The organism is Arthrobacter sp. YAF17, assembly GCF_052113365.1.
Classification (GTDB): domain Bacteria; phylum Actinomycetota; class Actinomycetes; order Actinomycetales; family Micrococcaceae; genus Arthrobacter.
Genome location: NZ_JBFRDB010000019.1, coordinates 17,643 through 35,954, shown reverse-complemented (window position 1 = coordinate 35,954; position 18,312 = coordinate 17,643). Strand labels below are relative to the sequence as shown.

Genomic DNA, 18,312 nt, shown 5'->3' with positions numbered 1-18,312 from the left:
CCGGCCGATCCTCTGGAATCGGCCGGGAAAGGGCACCACAATAGTGCAATGGAACAGAACTCGGCAGTGGAGCACGAAACCACCCTGGAACACGCCCTGGACGTTGCGCGGCAGAACTCCAAGGAAGCCAAACGGCTTCTCGACGATGCCCGTGCCAAGCATGCGGCCGGTGAGGTCGACGAGTCGCGGGTCCAGCAGCTCGAATCGCTGATGGCCCTCGCCAACGAAGACCTCGTGCGGGTGACGAAAGAGAACTGAGAAGGCACTCGTCCTCCACACTGTGGACAACCCGCACGGCACCGGGGGACAGGCCTAGGCTTCGGGTGTGGAGAGACTTCGCCCCGCCCCGGAGCCCGCGTGACGCTCACGTGGGCGGCATACCGGAAAGAGCGACGGCGGTCCCGCCTGGCGTGGACCCTGCTGGCCGCCGCTGCCCTCGCCGCCGTCGCGGGGCTCGGCTGGTTCTTCACCGCCGGACAGTTTGCCGCCGTCGAGCCGCCCGCCGACGGACCCAGCGAGGCGCCCGTGCTGGCGGCCGGCTGGATGGAAGCCGTTCCCTCCGTGCGGCCGGTCCCCCCGGGCACCGCCGCGGAACTGCTGGACACGCTCCCGGTCAAGGGCCGGGCGGGCCGGGACAACTACGACCGCAGCGCCTTCGGCCAGGCGTGGCTCGACGTGGACCGCAACGGCTGCGATACGCGCAACGACATCCTCCGCAGGGACCTTGCCGGCGCYGAATTCAGCAAGGAATCCAGCTGTCGGGTGGCCAGCGGAACCTTCCGGGAACCCTACACCGGCCGGCAGGTCACGTTTCGCAGGGGAGCCGAAAGCAGCAAAGCGGTGCAGATCGACCACGTCGTGGCGCTGGGGGATGCCTGGCAAAAGGGCGCCCAGCAGCTGACGCCTGCGCAGCGCGAGCACCTGGCGAACGATCCGCTGAACCTCATCGCCGTCGACGGCCCCGCCAACCAGGACAAAAGCGCGTCCGACGCCGCCACCTGGCTGCCGCCGAACAAGGCCTTCCGCTGCCACTACGTCGCCCGGCAGGTCTCGGTGAAGGCGGCCTACCGGTTGTGGGTCACTCCGGCGGAGAAGGACGCCATGAAGCGTATCCTCGGCTCCTGCCCGCAACAGCAAACCATTATTCCGGAACCGGCCGCTAGACTGCAGCGATGACTGAAACCATGACAATCGTCGAGTTCCTTGCACCCTATTTCGGCAGCTGGAACGGCACCAACGACTTACGGATCATGCCGACGGACGACTACCGGCGATCACCCGGGGGTGCCACGGCAGGCGTGACCGCACACGACTTCGCCACGATCTCCTACACCTGGGCGGAGGACGGCAAGCCGCAGGACGGCGTGCTGCTGCTCGGCGGTACGGCAGCTGCGGCCAAAGCGGTCTGGGCGGATTCGTGGCACACGGCCAAGACCTGGCTGAACCTGGCCGGGGAGGTAGGACCCGACGGCGTGCTCCGCCTGACCGGCTCGTACCCCGCACCGGAGGGCCCGGACTGGGGCTGGCAGATCCACATCACGCCGGCGGAAGCGAAGATCACCATGCATAACGTCGTCCCCGGGCATGATCCCTACCAGGTCGTCGAGCTGCTGACCGGCACTCCGCGCTAAGCGGCAGGGGCAGGCTTCCGTGGCCCCAGCATAGGAGCCGGAGTTCCCGCTGTCCCGGTCCGGCGCCCCCTTGTGGGCTGTCAGCCGCTCGGCGAGAATGGGCGCGGCAGGGAAGTCCGCGACACAGCAGGGACAGGTAGAGCCCGCCACGCCGCACGGAACGGGACGGGAACCATGGCACATCCAAAGCGCGGCTCGGGCAAGGCCGGCTCCGGCAAAGCACATGCGGGCCAAAAGGGTGCCAAGGGACACGCGCCGGAACGCCCCGGGCGGCTGGCCCTCGGTCTCTACGAGGCCGAGCTGTACCGTCTCCAGGCCGAGCTCGTCGCGCTGCAGGAGTGGGTCCGCAGCACGGGCGCACGCGTGCTGGTGATCTTCGAAGGTCGGGACGCCGCCGGAAAAGGCAGCGCGATCAAGCGGGTCACCGAATACCTGAATCCGCGTGTAGCCAGGACCGTGGCGTTGCCGGCCCCGACGGACCGGCAGCGGGGTGAATGGTACTTCCAGCGCTATGTGGCGCATCTTCCCGCGGCGGGCGAGATCGTCCTGATGGACCGCTCCTGGTACAACCGGGCCGGCGTCGAACATGTGATGGGATTCTGCACTCCCGCTGAACACAAGCGCTTTATGGCCCAATGCCCGGTCTTCGAGCGGCTGTTGATCCAGGACGGCATCCTGCTCTTCAAATACTGGTTCTCGATCAGCCACACGGAGCAGGAACGGCGCTTCAAATCCCGGCTGAATGATCCGATGCGGCAATGGAAACTCTCCCCGATGGACCGTGACGCGATCCTCCGCTGGGAAGACTATTCGCGGGCCAAGGATGAGATGTTTGTGCAGACGGACACGGCCGAGTCGCCCTGGTATGTGGTCGAGGCGGAGGACAAACGGCGGGCCCGGATCAACATGATCGCCCACCTGCTCTCCAGCATCGACTACACCGAAGTGCGCACAGAGCCGGTGACGCTGCCCGAACGGCCCAAGGCCGTGAACTACACGCGCCCGCCCCGGGAGCTGTTCCGGTACGTTCCGGATCACGCGTCGAAGCTCGAGCGCCCGGACGAGGGGTAGCCCGGGGTTCCAGGAAATCATCCGCCCGTCCCGGGCCATTAAGTCCGCCCGGGCAGGTAGGGTACCGGCATGGACATCATCCTCGTACCCGGATTCTGGTTGGACGCCTCATCGTGGGAGGAGGTGACTCCGCCGCTGGTGGCGGCCGGACATCAGGTTCACCCGCTCACGCTGCCCGGTCTGGAATCGGCAGATGCGCCGCGGGCCGGGATCGGCCTGCGCACCCACATCGACGCGGTCGTGGCGACAATTGACACCTTTGATGACCCCGTCGTGCTGGTGGGCCATTCGGGTGGCGGCGCCATCATTCACGGCGCCGTCGATGCCCGCCCGGGACAGGTGGTGCGGGCAATCTACGTAGACAGCGGGCCGCTCGGCGACGGCGGCGTCATCAATGACGAACTGCCGGACGACGGCGACGCGGTCCCGCTTCCGCCGTGGGAGCTGTTCGAGGATGAAGACCTCACCGACCTCGACGACGACTTGCGCGCCATGTTCCGGGCCCGTGCCATCCCGCAGCCCAAAGGCGTGGCCCAGGACCAGCAGCGGCTGAACGACGAACGCCGCTACGACGTCCCGGCGACCGTCATCGCCTGCGAGTTCCCGTCGTCCATGCTCACCGAAATGATCGCCGGCGGCCACCCGTACGTCGCGGAGCTCGGACGCGTCCGCGACGTCGATTACGTGGACCTTCCCACCGGCCACTGGCCGCAGTTCACCAAGCCCGCTGAACTGGGCGCGGCAATCCTTGCCGCCGTCGACCGGACGCCGGGGAGCTAGCCGGCCGGTCACTTCGGAACCGGTTACTTGGGTGGGGAATCTCCGCGGAAATTCCCCACCTTTGCGGCGCGACCTTGGGCGCGTCCCGCCAAAACGCCGGCGGTTTCCTGCGCATCGGCGTCAAAGGGGGGAAGTCCGCGCACCCGTGCCGCCTGGCCGAGTGTCAGTGCCCGAAGGGGTCCGGATCCACGCCTGGCATCCAGGTCAGCCCGGGGACGCCCCAGCCGCTCTTCTTGGCCAGCTTCATGGCCTTGCGGGCATACCGGTCCATTAGCCGGTTGACGTAGAGCTTGCCGTCGAGGTGGTCGTATTCGTGCTGGATGACCCGGGCGAACCAGCCCGTGGCCTCGAATTCGACCGGGGTGCCGTTCCCGTCGAAGCCCTGCACCCGGGCCCACTCCGCACGCTTGAGCGGGTACTGCCCGCCCGGGAAGGACAGGCAGCCCTCCTCTTCCTCATCCGGGTCCGGCAGCGCGCCGGAAACCTTGGACAGGGTCAGCACCGGGTTGACAACGACGCCGGACGGCGGGGCGCCGTCGTCGTTGTCGAACTTGTAGACAAACAGCCGCTTGCCCACCCCCACCTGCGGCGCGGCGAGACCGACGCCGTTGGCGGCGTCGTTGGTTTCGAACATGTCGGCGATCAGGGTCCGGAGTTCGTCGTCGAAGACTTCAACCTCGGCGGCCCGGCGGTGGAGTACGGGCTCACCCCAGATCGTGATGGGCAGGACGGTCATGTCAGAAGGTTCCTCTGGTGCAGTGCTGTGTATACGGGGGGCGGGTCAGTCGGCGATGGTGCGGCCGATGACGTCGCGCATGATTTCGTTGGTGCCGCCGAAGATCGTCAGCAGCCGGGCGGCCAGGTAGGCCTGCGCCACAGGGTATTCCAGGATGTAGCCGTACCCGCCGTGCAGCTGGAGGCAGCGGTCGGTGACGGATTTGGCGCGCTCGGACGCCCACAGCTTCGCACGGGCGGCGGACGCGGCGTCCAGCTCGCCGGCGTTGAAGGCCAGGATCGCATGGTCCACGTAGCTTTCGGTGACCTCGACCTCGGTGAGGATGTCGGCCAGTTCGAAGCGGCTGTTCTGGAAGTCGATGATTCGCTCACCGAAGGCGTTGCGGTCCTTCGTGTAGCGCACTGTCGCCTCGTAGGTGGCGCGTACGACGGCGGAGCTCGCCACCGCGATCGCGAGCCGGCCCTGGGGGAGCTGCCCGGCAGCGTACTGCAGGCCCTTGCCCACTTCGCCGACGAGGTCCGTGTGCGGAACCCGGACGTTGTCGAAGAACAGTTCGGCGGTGTCCGAAGCCTTGAGGCCCATCTTGTCCAGCTGTTTGCCGGTGTTGTAGCCCTCGCCCTTGCTGACCATAAACAGGGAGAAGGAATCGTGGTTTCCGCGGCCGGTGCCGCCGTCGGTGCGAGCCAGGACCAGGGAGGCGTCGCCGGAGATCCCGTTGCCGATGAAGGTCTTCTGGCCGCTGATCAGCCAGTCGTCGCCGTCGCGGACGGCCTTGGTGCGGATGCCGCGGAGGTCCGAACCAGCGCCCGGCTCGGTCCAGGCGATCGATGTGACCTTCTCGCCGGAGACCATGCCGGGCAGCCACCGGCTCTTGAGCTCGTCGGAGCCGTAGGCCAGCAGGTGGGGGAGGACCAGGTCATCGTGGAGATGGAAGGCCAGTCCCACGGCCAGGTGGTTGCTCTTGGCGAATTCCTCGTCGATCACGGCGCGGAAGCGGTAATCGTCCATGCCCATGCCGCCGAACTCCTCCGGGACGGCCAGGCCCAGGAGGCCCTGCTCCCCGGCCGCCGTCCACAGTTCCCGGGACATCATGTGGTCTTCGTCCCACTGGGCGTAGTGCGGTGCCACGGCACGCGTGTCGAACTCGGCAGCCATCTCACGGAACATCTCGTGGTCTTCTTCAAAAAGCTTGCGCTTCATTGCGTTTCCTTCCGTTCGCGTTCCTGGCACGGACAACTGCACAGACAACAAAGGCCGCACCGGATATCCGGTACGGCCTTCGTCTAAGGTCGGACAATCACTGCCGTCCTTTATGAGGGTGAGCGACGGGGGTTGAACCCGCGACCTCCTGGACCACAACCAGGCGCTCTGCCAACTGAGCTACGCCCACCATGTGCCCCGCCATGCCCTCCGGTGATCCGGCTGGCTGAAAAGGCAACGACAAATAGCTTACCTGCTCTTCGGGGCTGCTTTTGCCACTTTCTTAGGTTTTCATCAAAAATTTCCGCAAACGTGGCGCAGATTACTAACCGAAGATCAGTCCGGGGCTAGGTCGCCGGCGTCCCGGACGGAGCCTCGGCGGGTGCCGCTTCCTCCACTGTGCCCATGACCCGCCTGGCGATCCGCTGGGCGGTGGCGCTGTCCGGTCCGGGCGCCGGGACGAAAACGGCCTCGCGGTAGTAACGCAGTTCGTCGATCGAATCCTGGATGTCGCCGAGGGCCCGGTGGCCGCCGAGCTTGGCGGGGGACTGGAAATAGGCCCGCGCGTACCAGCGCCGCGAGAGCTCCTTGATGGTGCTCACATCGATGACCCGGTAGTGCAGGTGCTCCACGAGTTCCGGCATGTCACGGACCAGGAAGACCCGGTCCGTGCCCACCGAATTGCCGCCCAGCGGGGCCTTCTTGGGATCCGGCACCCACTTCTTGATGTAGTCCAGGACAATGGCCTGGGCCTCCGCCATCGTCTTGCCGTGCGGGAGCTCCTCGAGCAGCCCCGAGCGGGTGTGCATGTCGCGGACAAAGTCGTTCATCTGCGCCAGGGCGGCGTCATCGGGCTTGATGACGACGTCGACGCCGTCACCGAGGATATTGAGCTCCGAATCCGTCACCAGCGCGGCAACCTCGATGAGGGCGTCGTTCTCGGTATCCAGGCCGGTCATTTCGCAGTCGATCCAGACGATGCGTTCATTAGAAATAGGCACGCGCTCAGCCTACCGTTTCGTCGCCGCCGGGCGGTCCGATGCTAGGATTTCGGGTACGCGGCCGGCGAAACTTTTCGTCATCGCGGCCAGCCCCTGGCCGGTTCCCACGGCCGGCTGAGGCTGCAGTAGAGCCCCACAACAGATTGGACGATCCTGAGATGACGGCGCCTGTGCCTGCGGCGGGGAAAACGGTTGCCGGCACGTCCCCGGCGGCAGCCGTTGCTGACGTGGACAATGCACGTTCACCGCTTCTGGCGGGATTCGTCGGCTCGCTCTTCATGGCGATCGGTTCTCTCGGCGTCGGCTGGCTCGCGCCGGCCTCGGAGCTCCGCCGCGTTCCATTGTTTATCTGGATGCGCACCGAAGCCCTCGGCGTCGGCCTGTGCATTGTGCTCCTGGCCGTCGGCGGGATGCTGCTCGTCCGCGCCTGGCTCAGGCTAGGCCAGCGCGTCCGGGTCTGGGGAGCCGAGGCCCGCAAGGCAACCCTGCAGGCGGTTGTCCTGTGGGGGCTGCCCCTGATGTTCTCGGTGCCGCTGTTCAGCCGCGATGTCTACGCCTATATCGGGCAGGGCCGGCTGATGGTGGAGGGTTTCAACCCGTACGAAAACGGCATTTCCGCGCTGTCGAACTACTTCCAGCTCGGGGCCGACAAGATGTGGACCGAGGCCCCCGTCCCGTACGGCCAGCTGTTCCTCTGGATCGAGCAGTTCGTGGTCTGGTCCACCAACGTGCACCCGGAAGCCAGCATCATGCTGTTCCGGCTCGCCGCCCTGGTGGGAATCGTGCTGTGCATTATCTACGTGCCGAAGCTCGCCGAACTACACGGCGTAAACCCGCACCGCGCCCTGTGGCTGACGGCAGCCAACCCGCTCTTCCTCACCAACTTCATCGCCAGTGTCCACAACGACGCGCTCATGATCGGCTTGGCCCTTGCGGGAATTTACTACTGCGCCACCCGGCGTGTGATCCTCGGCCTGGTCCTGGTAACCCTGTCCATCTCGGTCAAGCCCATCACGATCGTCTTCCTGCCCTTCATCGGCCTGCTCTGGGCAGGAAAAGGCGCCAGCTGGCCGCGGAAGTTCGTGTTCTGGGGGCTCACCGCCGGCATCAGCGTGGCCCTGCTGTACGCCATGAGCCTGGTGAACGGCTTCGGTTTCGGCTGGATCAGCGGGCTGTCGGCCCCGGGCAGCATCTGGATCTGGTACGCCCCGGTCGGGCTGCTGGGTCTGGTGGTCGCGTCCATTTTCAACGCCTTCGGACTCGACGGCTGGGGGCTCGCCAAGTGGGTGTACGACGCCGGAAAGCTGCTGGCGCTCGGCATCATCGCCTGGCAGATCTTCCGCGGTGATTACGACCGCCTGATCCGCCGGCTCACGCTGGCGTTCGCCGCCGTCGTCGTCCTGGCCCCGATGATCCAGTCCTGGTACGTCGTCTGGCTCATCCCGCTTTTCGCCGTCACTGGCATCCGCGACGACTGGCAGGTTAAGGCCCTGTACTTCATCGTGTCGTTCTTTATGGTGTACGCGATCTCGGACCAGCTGGAGGTCTTCCCCTACCTGCAGACCGCGGATCTCGGCCTGGCACTGGCGCTGGCCCGCAACGCCGCCGCGATTATTGCCCTGCTCTTCGCCCTGTACCTGATCTTCCTCGACCCCAAGACCAAGCTGCTCTTCAGCAAGTCTGAGGAGCCGGTCACCACCCGCCCGGTGATCTGAGATTCCGCAGGTCAGCTGATTTTCCGCAGGGCCTCCCGGCGGGAGAGCGGGCTAAGCGCTTCGCTGTGACGCGCCGCGAAGCCCCGGACCCAGCCAGGGTCCGTGGCGGCGTAGTCCCGCAGGGCCCAGCCGATCGCCTTCCGGATAAAAAACTCCGGGTCAGCTAGATTGGGTTCGATGACCGCGGCGAGCAGGACGGGATCCGTCGCCGATTTTGCGCCCAGCTGTGCAGTGATGGCCGCCCGCCGGATCCAGAAGTCCGCGTCCGTGCTCCAGCGGATGAGTGTGGGGGACATGTCCTCCCGGTGGGTTTGCAGCAGCCCGCAGAGACGGTGCGAGACTCCGTCCACCAGATCCCACCACGCGCCGGAACGGATGATTTCCTCGTAGAGCGGCAGCATGCCCAGCTCACCGGCGGCCAGCCGCAGGCCCGTGAGGTCGATGGCCGCGTAGCGTTCCTCCCGGCAGCCTGCGCCCCGCCACAGCTCGAGCACGGCGGACTGCAGTTCCTGCAGGGACCCCGGAGGCAGTTCCTTGGCAGCGGCCTTGACGATGCGCCGGACCTCCGGAACCCGGACGCCCAGCGAGGGCATCTCCGACTTGAGGTAGGCCTGCGCCCCTGCCGCACGGGCCGGATCGGCGGCCTGCCGCAGCCGTGATCGGATCGCGGACAGCAGTTCAGGGTTGGCCATGGGGCAACTTTAGCCATGCTTTCGCTGGCCCTAGAGTTGGAGGCATGTCGATGATCAAGACCCCAGCCGAAATTGCCCTGATGCGCGAAGCCGGCCGGGTGGTGGCCAACACGCTGGAACGCGTGCGCGAGGCCGCCGCCGTCGGCGTGTCCCTGAAGGAACTGGACGAGGTGGCGGCCGCGACAATTGCGGCTGCCGGGGCCACGCCCGCCTTCCTCGGCTACAAGCCGCGGTGGGCTTCGGTACCGTTCCCCGGAGTGATCTGCACGTCCGTCAACGATGCCGTGGTGCACGGCATCCCCAACGGCTACCGGCTCCAGGACGGCGACCTGCTCAGCGTGGACTGCGGGGCGTTCCTCGAGGGCTGGTGCGGGGACGCCGCGATCAGCTTCATCGTGGGCACGCCCGACCCCGTGGACCAGGCCCTGGTCGACGCCACCGACGCTGCCCTGGCCCGCGGCATCGAGGCCGCCCGGATCGGCAACAAGATGGGTGACCTCGGCTACGCCATCGGCGGGGCATCACGCCGCGCCGGTTACGGCCTCCTCGAGGACCACGGCGGCCACGGGATCGGCAAGACCATGCACGCCGAGCCGGACGTTCCCAACGACGGCCGGCCGGGCCGCGGCATCAAGCTGACCGAGGGCCTGGTCATCGCGATCGAGCCCATGCTGATCCTGGGCCGCAAGGACGACTACTTCCACGACGACGACGAATGGACCCTCCGCTCGTCCAACGGCCGCCGCGCCGCCCACAGTGAGCACACTGTGGCCATCACCAAGGACGGGCCGGTCATCCTGACCCTGCCTTAGGGGTTGCCGGCCGCTGGTCGGGGCGCCGCCAGGCGGACGACGGCGCGTCCCGGCACCGCCGCGCTGACGGCCTCGAAGCCGGCCGCCAGGAAGAGGTTCAGGGTGCCGTGATAGAGGTCTGCCGGGCCGGCTTTGGGACGTTGCGCGGGATCGACGGGATACCCCTCCACGACTTCGGCGCCGTGGGCGATGGCGTGCCCGACGGCGGCGGCGAGCAGCGACCGCGCCACACCGGCCCGGCGCTGGCCGGGGGAAACCACGAAACAAGTAACGGACCACACCTTGTTCCGCCCGGGATCCTGGGCCACCTCCGGGCCCGCCGCCGTCAGGACTTTCGAGCGCAGGATCCTGGGATAGCAGCCGCGGGGCTCCACCGCGCACCAGCCCACCGGACTACCGTCGCGGAAGGCCAGCACCCCCGGTGCCGGGGCGCCGCCGTCGAACTTGTCCCGCAACTGGCCTTTCCGCTGCTCCGGGGTCGATACGGACCACTCCGGTCCGGTGAAGGCGAAGAACCTGCACCAGCAGCGCGAAGGCTCGCCCCGGACGCCGAAGAGGCGCTCGACGTCGGGCCAGCCGGCAGCGGCGGTGGTAATCGCGGTTTGCCCCAGCGGTTCTGCGTCCATGGGAAGAGGCTAGCGTCCTGGTGCGTCAGCGCGTGCGTGTGCCCTGGCCGGCCTGCCGGCTGACGCGCGCGCGGTGCGCCGCGAGCCGGAGCTGGATGATGCGGGCGGCTCCTGCGATGGCGACAAGGACGCCGCCACCGACCGCGGCGATGAACAGCGCAATACCGAGCGGGACCGATCCTTGGAGGCCGAAGAACTTCACCTGGACATATTCCTGGTTCTGCAGGATGAAGGCGATGAGCAGGATCAGCACTACCAGTGCGCTGGCGACCGCGGCCCAGACCATGCCCGCGCGGGTGACCTGGCGTGTCTCCGGGGCGGGGGAGGGTGCCTCTTCCAAGGGAGTCTCGGCGCGGCGCGCCGGCGTTGCAGCAGCCGGATCCCCCGATACCAGGTCTGTGGCGCCGGAAGGCTGGGGGCTGTAGCCCTCCTCTGCGGTGGCGTCAGCTGCCCCCGGGTGCTGGGTGCTCAAGGCGTTTGTGGGATCGTGGGGATCAAATCCGCGGGGCGTCTGGGTCATGGCGGCCGTACCTTTCGGTTGCGGACAGGCACAGGGGCTTTCCCGGCGGCCTGCCTGTCTGGTCAATACTAAGCGTGCTGATGGCTGACGGCGACATGACGTGCGGGTGCGCTGCACGGGACTCACCGATCGCGCTGGAGGAACCTGCCGGACGGCGATGGCCCACAGGAAGCCGGGGCTGTTGGCACGGGGCGGGCGACGGTATAGCGTCGCAGCCAGGGAATGCCTTGTGGAGGAGGCGCGGGCGTGAGCATTGTCGACAACGCCGTCTACGTGGACGGATACCGGACAGCGGACCCGGAGAGCCTGGACGAGACGTACTTCGTGTTGCGGCAGCGCCAGGGCATGGCCTGGATCGGGCTCTACCGGCCCGATGCCGAAGAGCTGCATTCCGTGGCCGAAGAATTCGATCTCAACCACCTGGCCGTGGACGATGCGCTCGCCGGGCACCAGCGGGCCAAGCTGGAACACTACGGCGAAACACTTTTCCTGGTCCTGCGCCCCGCCCGGTATCTGGACCATCTGGAAAAGGTTGAGTTCGGCGAGATCCATGTCTTCCGCGGGGCGGACTTCGTGGTTACGGTGCGCCGGGCCGAATCGCCGGATCTGGCCCGGGTGCGCCACCGGATGGAGTCCCAGCCCGCATTTCTTGCCCTCGGTCCGGACGCTGTGCTTTACGCGATCCTGGACCAGGTCGTGGATGAGTACGAGCCTGTTGTTGCCGGCCTGGAAAACGACGTCGACGAGATCGAGGACGACCTCTTCGCCGCGGACCCGGGCGTGTCCCGGCGGATCTACGAGCTCTCCCGCCAGGTCATCATGTTCCAGCGGGCGACGGCTCCGCTGATAACCATCCTGCAGTCGCTGATGGCCGAAACGCCGGACCATCAGCCCCTTCCCGAGCTGCAGGACCACTATCGGGACGTCCTGGACCATGTGCTGCGGCTGAGCGAACGCATCGCCGCCTTCCGCGCCCTGCTGCAGAATGCGCTCGCCGTGAATGCGGCGCTGGTGGCGCAGCGGCAGAACGACGAAATGCGGCTGCTGACGGAGTCGAGCTTCGCCCAGAACGAGCAGGTCAAGCGGATATCGTCGTGGGCGGCCATCCTGTTTGCGCCGACGCTGATAGGCACCATCTATGGGATGAATTTCCGCAGCATGCCTGAACTTGACTGGGTTTTCGGCTACCCGATGGCGCTTGGCCTGATGATCGGTATGGGCCTGGTGCTGTACTGGACGTTCAAGCGCAACAAGTGGATCTAGCGGCCGCCGCGATTGCAGGCACCTGGCCCGGGGGATCGCGGCCCTGACCTGCGGAATGTTCCGGCAGGCCAGAGCCGCACTCTGGTGCCCCAGGAGGGAATCGAACCCCCGACCGGCGGATTAGAAGGCCGCTGCTCTATCCCCTGAGCTACTGGGGCATGCCGGCGTACCAGCCCGGCAGCTGCCGGGGGACGCCTCAAAAAGCTTACCGTGCCCTGCGGCTGTCTGATGTCAGGGTTTTCCACATGGCGCGCCCGGGCCCTCGCGCAGGTCCGTCCGCGGCGCGAAGCTGAAGGGGCCTGCTAGGGCACGACATTTCGAGACAGGACATAAGCATGAGTGACAACATCACGGTCCGCGGCTTCGTCGCCACGGAGCCCAAGAGTTCGACGACGCCGGGCGGCGTGGCGACGGCGTCGTTCCGGCTGGGCTCAACCGACCGGCGCTACGACCGCGCCAAGGACGCCTGGGTGGACGGGAACACCAACTGGTTCACCGTCCAGGGCTACCGGCAATTGGCGGGAAACATCGGCTGCAGTATCAAGAAGGGCCAGCGGGTCATCGTTATGGGGCGGCTCAAAATGAGGAGCTGGGAAAATGACGGCCGGATCTACCACGTGGCCGAGATCGCCGCCGAGTCCGTCGGCCACGACCTCATGTGGGGGTCCGCCAACTTCATCCGCACCGCCACCAACGGCCCCCAGGACGCTGCCGGACAGCCCGGGTCGGCCCCGGCCTTCCCAGACAGCGGCCGTGAAAGCCAGGAGGATGACGAGTCGCAGGAAGGACACAGCGACGACAGCGCCGGCGACGGGGCCGGATCCCACACGGTTTTCATCAATGACGTCAGCGGCGAGGCGGAAGAACTCGACCAGGAGACGGGCGAACTGAAAGGGGCAGCCGCCTGACAGGGCACCCGCAGCCGGGGTGCGGCGGCTGAGGCCGCATCCTGTCCGCCGGCGGGTGGACATCAGGACCCCATGAATGTGAGTTATCCCGGCTGAACCACTAGATTTGTACCCATGGCGGAATTTATCTACACAATGACCAAGGCCCGCAAGGCCGTTGGCGAAAAACTTATCCTCGATGACGTAAGCATGTCCTTCTTCCCGGGGGCCAAGATCGGCGTCGTCGGACCGAATGGTGCAGGTAAGTCCACCATTCTCAAGATCATGGCCGGTCTGGACACGCCGTCGAACGGTGAAGCCCGGCTCAGCCCCGGCTACACCGTCGGTATCCTGCTGCAGGAGCCGCCGCTGAACGAGGACAAGACCGTCCTGGGCAACGTCCAAGAGGGCGTCGGCGAGATCTTCGGCAAGATCCAGCGCTTCAACGAGATCTCCGAAGAGATGGCCAGCCCCGACGCTGACTACGATGTCCTCCTTGAGGAAATGGGTCAGCTGCAGGAAGCGATCGACGCGGCCGATGCCTGGGACCTCGATTCCCAGCTTGAGCAGGCCATGGACGCCCTCCGCTGCCCGCCGCCCGAAGCCGACGTCACCTTGCTCTCCGGTGGTGAGCGCCGCCGCGTCGCCCTCTGCAAGCTCCTGCTCCAGAAGCCGGACCTGCTGCTCCTCGACGAGCCCACCAACCACCTCGACGCTGAGAGCGTGCTCTGGCTCGAGCAGCACCTCTCCGCATACCCCGGCGCCGTCCTCGCCGTCACCCACGACCGGTACTTCCTCGACCACGTGGCCGAGTGGATCGCCGAAGTGGACCGCGGCCACCTGTACCCGTACGAGGGCAACTACTCCACGTACCTCGAGAAGAAGCGCGCCCGTCTGGAAGTCCAGGGCAAGAAGGACGCCAAGCAGGCCAAACGGCTCACTGAGGAACTCGAGTGGGTCCGCTCCAACGCCAAGGGACGCCAGACCAAGTCCAAGGCCCGCCTGGCCCGCTATGAGGAGATGGCTGCCGAGGCCGACCGCACCCGCAAGCTGGACTTCGAAGAGATCCAGATTCCGCCGGGACCGCGCCTGGGCGGCCTCGTCCTGGAGGCGAAGAACCTGCAGAAGGGCTTCGAGGACCGCACCCTGATCGACGGGCTGTCCTTCACCCTGCCGCGCAACGGCATCGTCGGCGTCATCGGCCCCAACGGCGTCGGCAAAACCACCCTGTTCAAGACCATCGTCGGGCTCGAGCCCCTCGACGGCGGCGAGCTGAAGATCGGTGACTCCGTCAAGATCTCCTACGCGGACCAGAGCCGCGGCGGCATCGACCCGAACAAGACCCTGTGGGAGGTCGTCTCCGACGGCCTCGACTACATCCAGGTCGGCCACGTCGAAATGCCGTCCCGCGCCTACGTCGCCGCCTTCGGCTTCAAGGGCCCGGATCAGCAGAAGAAGGCCGGTGTTCTCTCCGGTGGTGAGCGCAACCGCCTGAACCTGGCACTGACCCTCAAGCAGGGCGGAAACCTGCTGCTCCTCGACGAGCCGACTAACGACCTCGACGTCGAGACGCTCAGCAGCCTCGAAAACGCCCTGCTCGAATTCCCGGGCTGCGCCGTCGTGGTCTCGCACGACCGCTGGTTCCTGGACCGGGTGGCCACCCACATCCTGGCCTACGAAGGCGACGAGGAGAACCCCTCCAAGTGGTACTGGTTCGAGGGCAACTTCGAATCCTACGAGGAGAACAAGATCGAGCGCCTGGGCCCGGATGCGGCCAAGCCGCACCGCGTGACCCACCGCCGCCTCACCCGCGACTAGTCCACGAGGCACGAAGTGCAAAACGAAGGCCGGCTCCCGCAAGGGAGCCGGCCTTCCGCATGCCAGCGGCGTGCAGGTGGCGCCGCGGATTAGCCGCGGTCAGCCTTGCGCATCTGGTGCTGCAGGACCTTGGACTGGACGGCGCCCTTGACCTTGTTTTTGAGGTCCGTCGGAATCCGGATCATGCCCTCCTGCGCCACCGTGGCCACGTGGACGCCGTCTCGGCTGAAGATTTTGCCGGTGGCCAGGCCGCGGGCGCCCTGGGCGCTGGGGGACTCCTGCACGTAGAGCAGCCACTCGTCCACGCGGAGGGGACGGTGCCACCACATGGCGTGGTCCAGGCTGGCCACCGACATGCCCGGGGTAATCCAGCTCATCCCGTGCTTGCGGAGGATGGACTCCAAAATCGTGTAATCGCTCGCATAGGCCAGGGCCGCCCGGTGCAGCTCCGGATCATCCGGCATCGGCCCGAACGTCTTCATCCAGACCGCGTTGCGCGGTTCCTTGTCGCCCTTGGCCGAGACGTACAGGGCCGGGTCGACGTGCCGGATATCGAAAGGCCGCTCGTAAGCCCAGTGACGGGCCACCGGGTGGTCGTACTTGCCCAGAAGATCAGCCGTGCTGGGCAGCGACTCCGGCCCGGGAATGCCGGCCGGCATTTCGGTCTGGTGCTCGATCCCCTCGTCCTCGTCCTGGAAGGACGCGATCATGGACAGGATGGGCATGCCCTCCTGGTACGCGTGCACGCGCCGCGCCGAGAACGAGCGGCCGTCCCGGAGCCGCTGGACGCCGAAGGTGATGGGTTGGTTGGCGTCCCCCGGACGCAGGAAATAGCCGTGCATGGAGTGCACGCCGCGACCCTCAGGAACGGTCCGGCTCCCGGCGATCAGCGACTGCGCCAGCACCTGGCCGCCGAACACGCGGTGCCGGGGCTGCTGCTGCGACGGGCCCATAAAAATGTCCTCGTCCGTCCGGGCACCCTCGAGCTCCCCGAGGTTCAGCAATTGGAGGAGTGAGGAGGTGGGGTCCTGTGTCGGCGGCCCCTGCAATCCGGCTTCGGCTTCAGTCATGGTTCGACTCTAGACGTCACTCCGGCGCCGTCCCAAAGAGGCACAGCCGGTAGAGTCGAGATTGTGTCTGACGTCCTCACCCAGCCCCTCCAGTTCACCGATCCCCGCGACCTCGCCGATCTGCGCACTTTCGCCACCCGCGCCAAATCGATCGACGACGGCGCGATCCGCCTCCAGGCGTCCGGCCCCGTGCTCGCCGCCTACGTCTGCGTGTTGCGGCCGCGGCTGCTGGGGGAGTCGACGCCCACCATCCTCGGACTGCGGACCATGGCCCTGGCCCGGCCGGCGGACACGGATGTCACCGTGCCGATCTCTGCGGTGCTGGACCGGCTGGCACGTGCCGGGGAGAACGACGTCGAGCTGCCGCTGCCGCCGGTAACCGTCACCGAATCCTGGGCCGGCGTCGGGGCCCCGCGGGGCGGATGGGAAGCCGTCGGCACGCTGCAGGATTCCGCGCTGCGCCAGTCCGCCGAGGCCGGCATCACAGAGATCGCCGCCATCATTCCGGACAAACCCGGCGCGTTGATCGTCAACAACGCCCGCGCCACGGTCTGGGGGAGGGAGCTGCCGGGAGCCGCCGGGCTCCCGCTGGGGGCGGCCTTCGCGGCCCTCACCCTCGGCTTCCTGGCCGACGGCGAACAGCAGCTCTACCGGGCCGGACGCTGGTTCCGCCTCAGCGGTGACCGCGGGCACGTCCTGGCCCGCACTGGCTCGGGACTCGACCTTCCGCTGTAACGACGGTCTGTGGCACCACGTCAGAACCGGAGGACGCGAAGCTCGTCGGCCGCCTGGAAGCCCAGCCGGGCATAGAAGTTGCGTGAGGCCGGAGACGGCGAAAGCACCATCCGCGCGGCCTTGATGCTCTGCGAGAACTCAATCGCCGCCCGCACCAGCCGGGCTCCGATTCCGGCATTCCGGAAGTCCGGCAGCACATAGACGTTGCCGAGATAGACCCACCGGGAGGGGTGCTTCCCGGGCTTCGGCATCCGCTCGAAGATCATCAGGTTCAGCATCCCGACCAGTTCGCCGTCCACCTCGGCAACAAAGAACTTTCGAGGGTTGGCCTCCAACCAGCCGCTGTAGACGGCGTCGAAGTCCGGATCGTCGTCGAGGCCCGGTTGCTGCTCTGCTGCCCACGTCGCCCTGAGCGCGGCAAGGGCGGCCCGGTCATCTGTGGAGTCCTCGCGAATTATCGGCATGCGACATACCCTACGGCGTTCGCAGACTGCCTCGGCGGGATTCTAACTGCGGGGAACTTGCCGCCCAATACCCTGCCGGGTATTCTGAACGCAGAAAGACCCCGGAGGCATTCCCCCAAGTGCCTCCGGGGTCTTTCCATGTCGGCTGTCAGGCCGTGGACGGGCTGTTCACCATGGACAGCGCCGCACGCTCCATGTAGTCCCAGAGGGTCCCCTCATACAGGGGCGGGAGGTCCAGGGAATCCACCGCGGTACGCATGTGGAGCAGCCAGCGGTCCTTCGCTTCGGGGGTGACCTGGAACGGCATGTGGCGCATCCTCAGCCGGGGATGGCCGCGCTCCTCGCCGTACGTCGTCGGGCCGCCCCAGTACTGCTCGAGAAACATCAGGAAGCGCCGCTTCGCGGGGCCCAGGTCCTCCTCCGGGTACATCGGCCGCAGCAGCGGATCGGCCGCCACGCCGTCGTAGAACACGTCGATGAGCTTCACGAAGGTCTTGTGGCCGCCCACGGCGTCGTAGAAGTTGTCCGTGTAGCCGGGCTGGCTGAACGGGTCGTTCTGCAGGAGCTGCTTGGGCTGGCGGGGTTCGCCGGCGCTGGGAATTGTCATGCCTCTATTCTCCGGCCTTCTGCTGGGGGGCACTGTCCGCCCCGCCCTCCGGCGGTGTTACGGGCGGAATGTAGGTGCCCTGGGAGCGGTTGCCCACGCGCAGGATTTCGCCGTTGCGCAGGTACCAGATGGTGCCGTCCTCCGCCCGGACCCGGGTGATCCGCAGGTTCATGGCCTCCACCGTGCCCACCACCTCGGAGGTTTCGATGACGTCGCCGATGCCGTACTGGTCTTCGATGGTGATGAAGATGCCGGCCAGGAAGTCCCGGATCAGCTGCTGGGCGCCGAAGCCGATGGCGATACCGAGGATCCCGACGCTGGTCAGGATCGGCGCGACGTCCACGTTCAGGTTCTTGAGCACGTACACGCTGGTGAGGACGGAGATGAGGACGCCGACGACGCTCCGGAGCAGCGCTCCGATGGTGTGGGCCCGCTGGACCCGGCGCTCGTGCTCCAGCGCGCGGAGCGCGGGAGCGGCCCAGCGGAAGTACGGCTTCTTGAAGAAAGTGGATCCCGCGGCGATGCGCTTGGTAATGACGGAGATCACGAAGGAGGCCGCCAGCCACAGGGCGATGCCGACCCCCAGGCTGATGAGGACACCCGCCACGTTGATCTCCGACACGGCCGACATGTCGGGCGGGGTGATGGGTTCGGTGGTCATGCTGAACATCGGCGGGGGTACTC

Annotated in this window: 21 protein-coding genes and 2 tRNA genes; 11 read left to right on the top strand and 12 right to left on the bottom strand. The window is 66.9% G+C overall.

Annotated elements, in window-relative coordinates; translation table 11 throughout:
* Positions 1-48: 48 nt before the first annotated feature.
* The 5 genes from AB4Y67_RS15445 to AB4Y67_RS15425 all read left to right on the top strand — a co-directional run bounded on the left by AB4Y67_RS15445 (position 49) and on the right by AB4Y67_RS15425 (position 3,482).
* Positions 49-258 (top strand): hypothetical protein, encoded by a 210-nt coding sequence (locus AB4Y67_RS15445; RefSeq protein ID WP_441406645.1) that lies wholly within the window; start codon positions 49-51, stop codon positions 256-258.
* Between the two features lie 99 nt (positions 259-357).
* Positions 358-1,176 carry an HNH endonuclease family protein gene (locus AB4Y67_RS15440; protein WP_441406644.1) on the top strand — a complete coding sequence of 273 codons (819 nt, stop codon included), beginning with the start codon at positions 358-360 and terminating at the stop codon, positions 1,174-1,176.
* The gene (locus AB4Y67_RS15435) at positions 1,173-1,631 is read left to right on the top strand and encodes a DUF1579 family protein (protein ID WP_441406643.1); all 459 of its coding nucleotides are present in this window, start codon (positions 1,173-1,175) and stop codon (positions 1,629-1,631) included. Before AB4Y67_RS15440 ends, AB4Y67_RS15435 begins: the two co-directional genes overlap by 4 nt.
* A 174-nt stretch (positions 1,632-1,805) precedes the next feature.
* Entirely contained in the window at positions 1,806-2,702 is an 897-nt protein-coding gene (gene ppk2, locus AB4Y67_RS15430; protein WP_441406642.1) for a polyphosphate kinase 2, read from the top strand.
* Positions 2,703-2,771: 69 nt separating this feature from the next.
* Entirely contained in the window at positions 2,772-3,482 is a 711-nt protein-coding gene (locus AB4Y67_RS15425) for an alpha/beta fold hydrolase (RefSeq protein ID WP_441406641.1), read from the top strand.
* 163 nt (positions 3,483-3,645) lie between these two features.
* On the opposite strand, the gene def is transcribed toward AB4Y67_RS15425, so the two are convergent.
* The 4 genes from def to orn form a co-directional block, all read right to left on the bottom strand.
* A complete protein-coding gene (gene def / locus AB4Y67_RS15420; protein WP_441406640.1) occupies positions 3,646-4,218 on the bottom strand; it encodes a peptide deformylase in 573 nt (190 codons plus the stop codon).
* Positions 4,219-4,263: 45 nt separating this feature from the next.
* Entirely contained in the window at positions 4,264-5,418 is a 1,155-nt protein-coding gene (locus tag AB4Y67_RS15415; RefSeq protein ID WP_441406639.1) for an acyl-CoA dehydrogenase family protein, read from the bottom strand.
* A 117-nt stretch (positions 5,419-5,535) separates the two neighbouring features.
* A tRNA-His gene (locus tag AB4Y67_RS15410) sits at positions 5,536-5,608 on the bottom strand.
* A gap of 157 nt (positions 5,609-5,765) precedes the next feature.
* Positions 5,766-6,419, bottom strand: a complete 654-nt coding sequence (gene orn / locus AB4Y67_RS15405) for an oligoribonuclease (protein ID WP_441406638.1) — start codon at positions 6,417-6,419, stop codon at positions 5,766-5,768.
* 158 nt (positions 6,420-6,577) lie between these two features.
* On the opposite strand from orn, the gene mptB reads away from it, so the two are divergent.
* A complete protein-coding gene (gene mptB, locus AB4Y67_RS15400; RefSeq protein WP_441406637.1) occupies positions 6,578-8,134 on the top strand; it encodes a polyprenol phosphomannose-dependent alpha 1,6 mannosyltransferase MptB in 1,557 nt (518 codons plus the stop codon).
* An 11-nt stretch (positions 8,135-8,145) separates the two neighbouring features.
* On the opposite strand, the gene AB4Y67_RS15395 is transcribed toward mptB, so the two are convergent.
* Positions 8,146-8,826 (bottom strand): DNA alkylation repair protein, encoded by a 681-nt coding sequence (locus tag AB4Y67_RS15395; protein WP_441406636.1) that lies wholly within the window; start codon positions 8,824-8,826, stop codon positions 8,146-8,148.
* Between the two features lie 44 nt (positions 8,827-8,870).
* Here AB4Y67_RS15395 and map point away from each other — a divergent pair, with 44 nt between their 5' ends.
* Complete coding sequence (map, locus tag AB4Y67_RS15390; protein ID WP_441406635.1) at positions 8,871-9,638, top strand: type I methionyl aminopeptidase; 768 nt, start codon at positions 8,871-8,873, stop codon at positions 9,636-9,638.
* Here the strand turns inward: map and AB4Y67_RS15385 are convergent.
* Both AB4Y67_RS15385 and AB4Y67_RS15380 read right to left on the bottom strand, forming a co-directional pair.
* On the bottom strand, positions 9,635-10,264 hold the full coding sequence (locus tag AB4Y67_RS15385) for a GNAT family N-acetyltransferase (protein WP_441406634.1): 630 nt from the start codon (positions 10,262-10,264) through the stop codon (positions 9,635-9,637). The two genes, map and AB4Y67_RS15385, sit on opposite strands and share 4 nt — an antisense overlap.
* A 25-nt stretch (positions 10,265-10,289) precedes the next feature.
* Complete coding sequence (locus AB4Y67_RS15380; RefSeq protein ID WP_441406633.1) at positions 10,290-10,784, bottom strand: LapA family protein; 495 nt, start codon at positions 10,782-10,784, stop codon at positions 10,290-10,292.
* Positions 10,785-11,030: 246 nt separating this feature from the next.
* Between AB4Y67_RS15380 and AB4Y67_RS15375 the strand changes: the two genes are divergently transcribed.
* Positions 11,031-12,047: a magnesium and cobalt transport protein CorA gene (locus AB4Y67_RS15375; RefSeq protein WP_441406632.1), complete on the top strand. Its 1,017-nt coding sequence runs from the start codon at positions 11,031-11,033 to the stop codon at positions 12,045-12,047.
* Positions 12,048-12,129: 82 nt separating this feature from the next.
* Here AB4Y67_RS15375 and AB4Y67_RS15370 read toward each other — a convergent pair.
* A tRNA-Arg gene (locus tag AB4Y67_RS15370) sits at positions 12,130-12,205 on the bottom strand.
* A 177-nt stretch (positions 12,206-12,382) separates the two neighbouring features.
* On the opposite strand from AB4Y67_RS15370, the gene ssb reads away from it, so the two are divergent.
* Positions 12,383-12,955: a single-stranded DNA-binding protein gene (gene ssb, locus AB4Y67_RS15365; protein WP_441406631.1), complete on the top strand. Its 573-nt coding sequence runs from the start codon at positions 12,383-12,385 to the stop codon at positions 12,953-12,955.
* Between the two features lie 114 nt (positions 12,956-13,069).
* Complete coding sequence (gene ettA / locus AB4Y67_RS15360; protein ID WP_441406630.1) at positions 13,070-14,752, top strand: energy-dependent translational throttle protein EttA; 1,683 nt, start codon at positions 13,070-13,072, stop codon at positions 14,750-14,752.
* 89 nt (positions 14,753-14,841) lie between these two features.
* Here ettA and AB4Y67_RS15355 read toward each other — a convergent pair whose 3' ends face one another.
* Positions 14,842-15,822 carry an acyl-CoA thioesterase gene (locus tag AB4Y67_RS15355; protein ID WP_441406629.1) on the bottom strand — a complete coding sequence of 327 codons (981 nt, stop codon included), beginning with the start codon at positions 15,820-15,822 and terminating at the stop codon, positions 14,842-14,844.
* Between the two features lie 63 nt (positions 15,823-15,885).
* Here AB4Y67_RS15355 and AB4Y67_RS15350 point away from each other — a divergent pair, with 63 nt between their 5' ends.
* Positions 15,886-16,557: a hypothetical protein gene (locus AB4Y67_RS15350; protein ID WP_441406628.1), complete on the top strand. Its 672-nt coding sequence runs from the start codon at positions 15,886-15,888 to the stop codon at positions 16,555-16,557.
* Between the two features lie 20 nt (positions 16,558-16,577).
* Here AB4Y67_RS15350 and AB4Y67_RS15345 read toward each other — a convergent pair whose 3' ends face one another.
* The 3 genes from AB4Y67_RS15345 to AB4Y67_RS15335 all read right to left on the bottom strand — a co-directional run bounded on the left by AB4Y67_RS15345 (position 16,578) and on the right by AB4Y67_RS15335 (position 18,298).
* Positions 16,578-17,021, bottom strand: coding sequence for a GNAT family N-acetyltransferase (locus tag AB4Y67_RS15345; RefSeq protein WP_441406627.1), 444 nt, complete (start codon positions 17,019-17,021; stop codon positions 16,578-16,580).
* A gap of 148 nt (positions 17,022-17,169) precedes the next feature.
* Positions 17,170-17,628, bottom strand: a complete 459-nt coding sequence (locus AB4Y67_RS15340; protein WP_441406626.1) for a globin — start codon at positions 17,626-17,628, stop codon at positions 17,170-17,172.
* Between the two features lie 4 nt (positions 17,629-17,632).
* The gene (locus AB4Y67_RS15335; RefSeq protein WP_441406625.1) at positions 17,633-18,298 is read right to left on the bottom strand and encodes a mechanosensitive ion channel family protein; all 666 of its coding nucleotides are present in this window, start codon (positions 18,296-18,298) and stop codon (positions 17,633-17,635) included.
* Between the last annotated feature and the right edge of the window lie 14 nt (positions 18,299-18,312).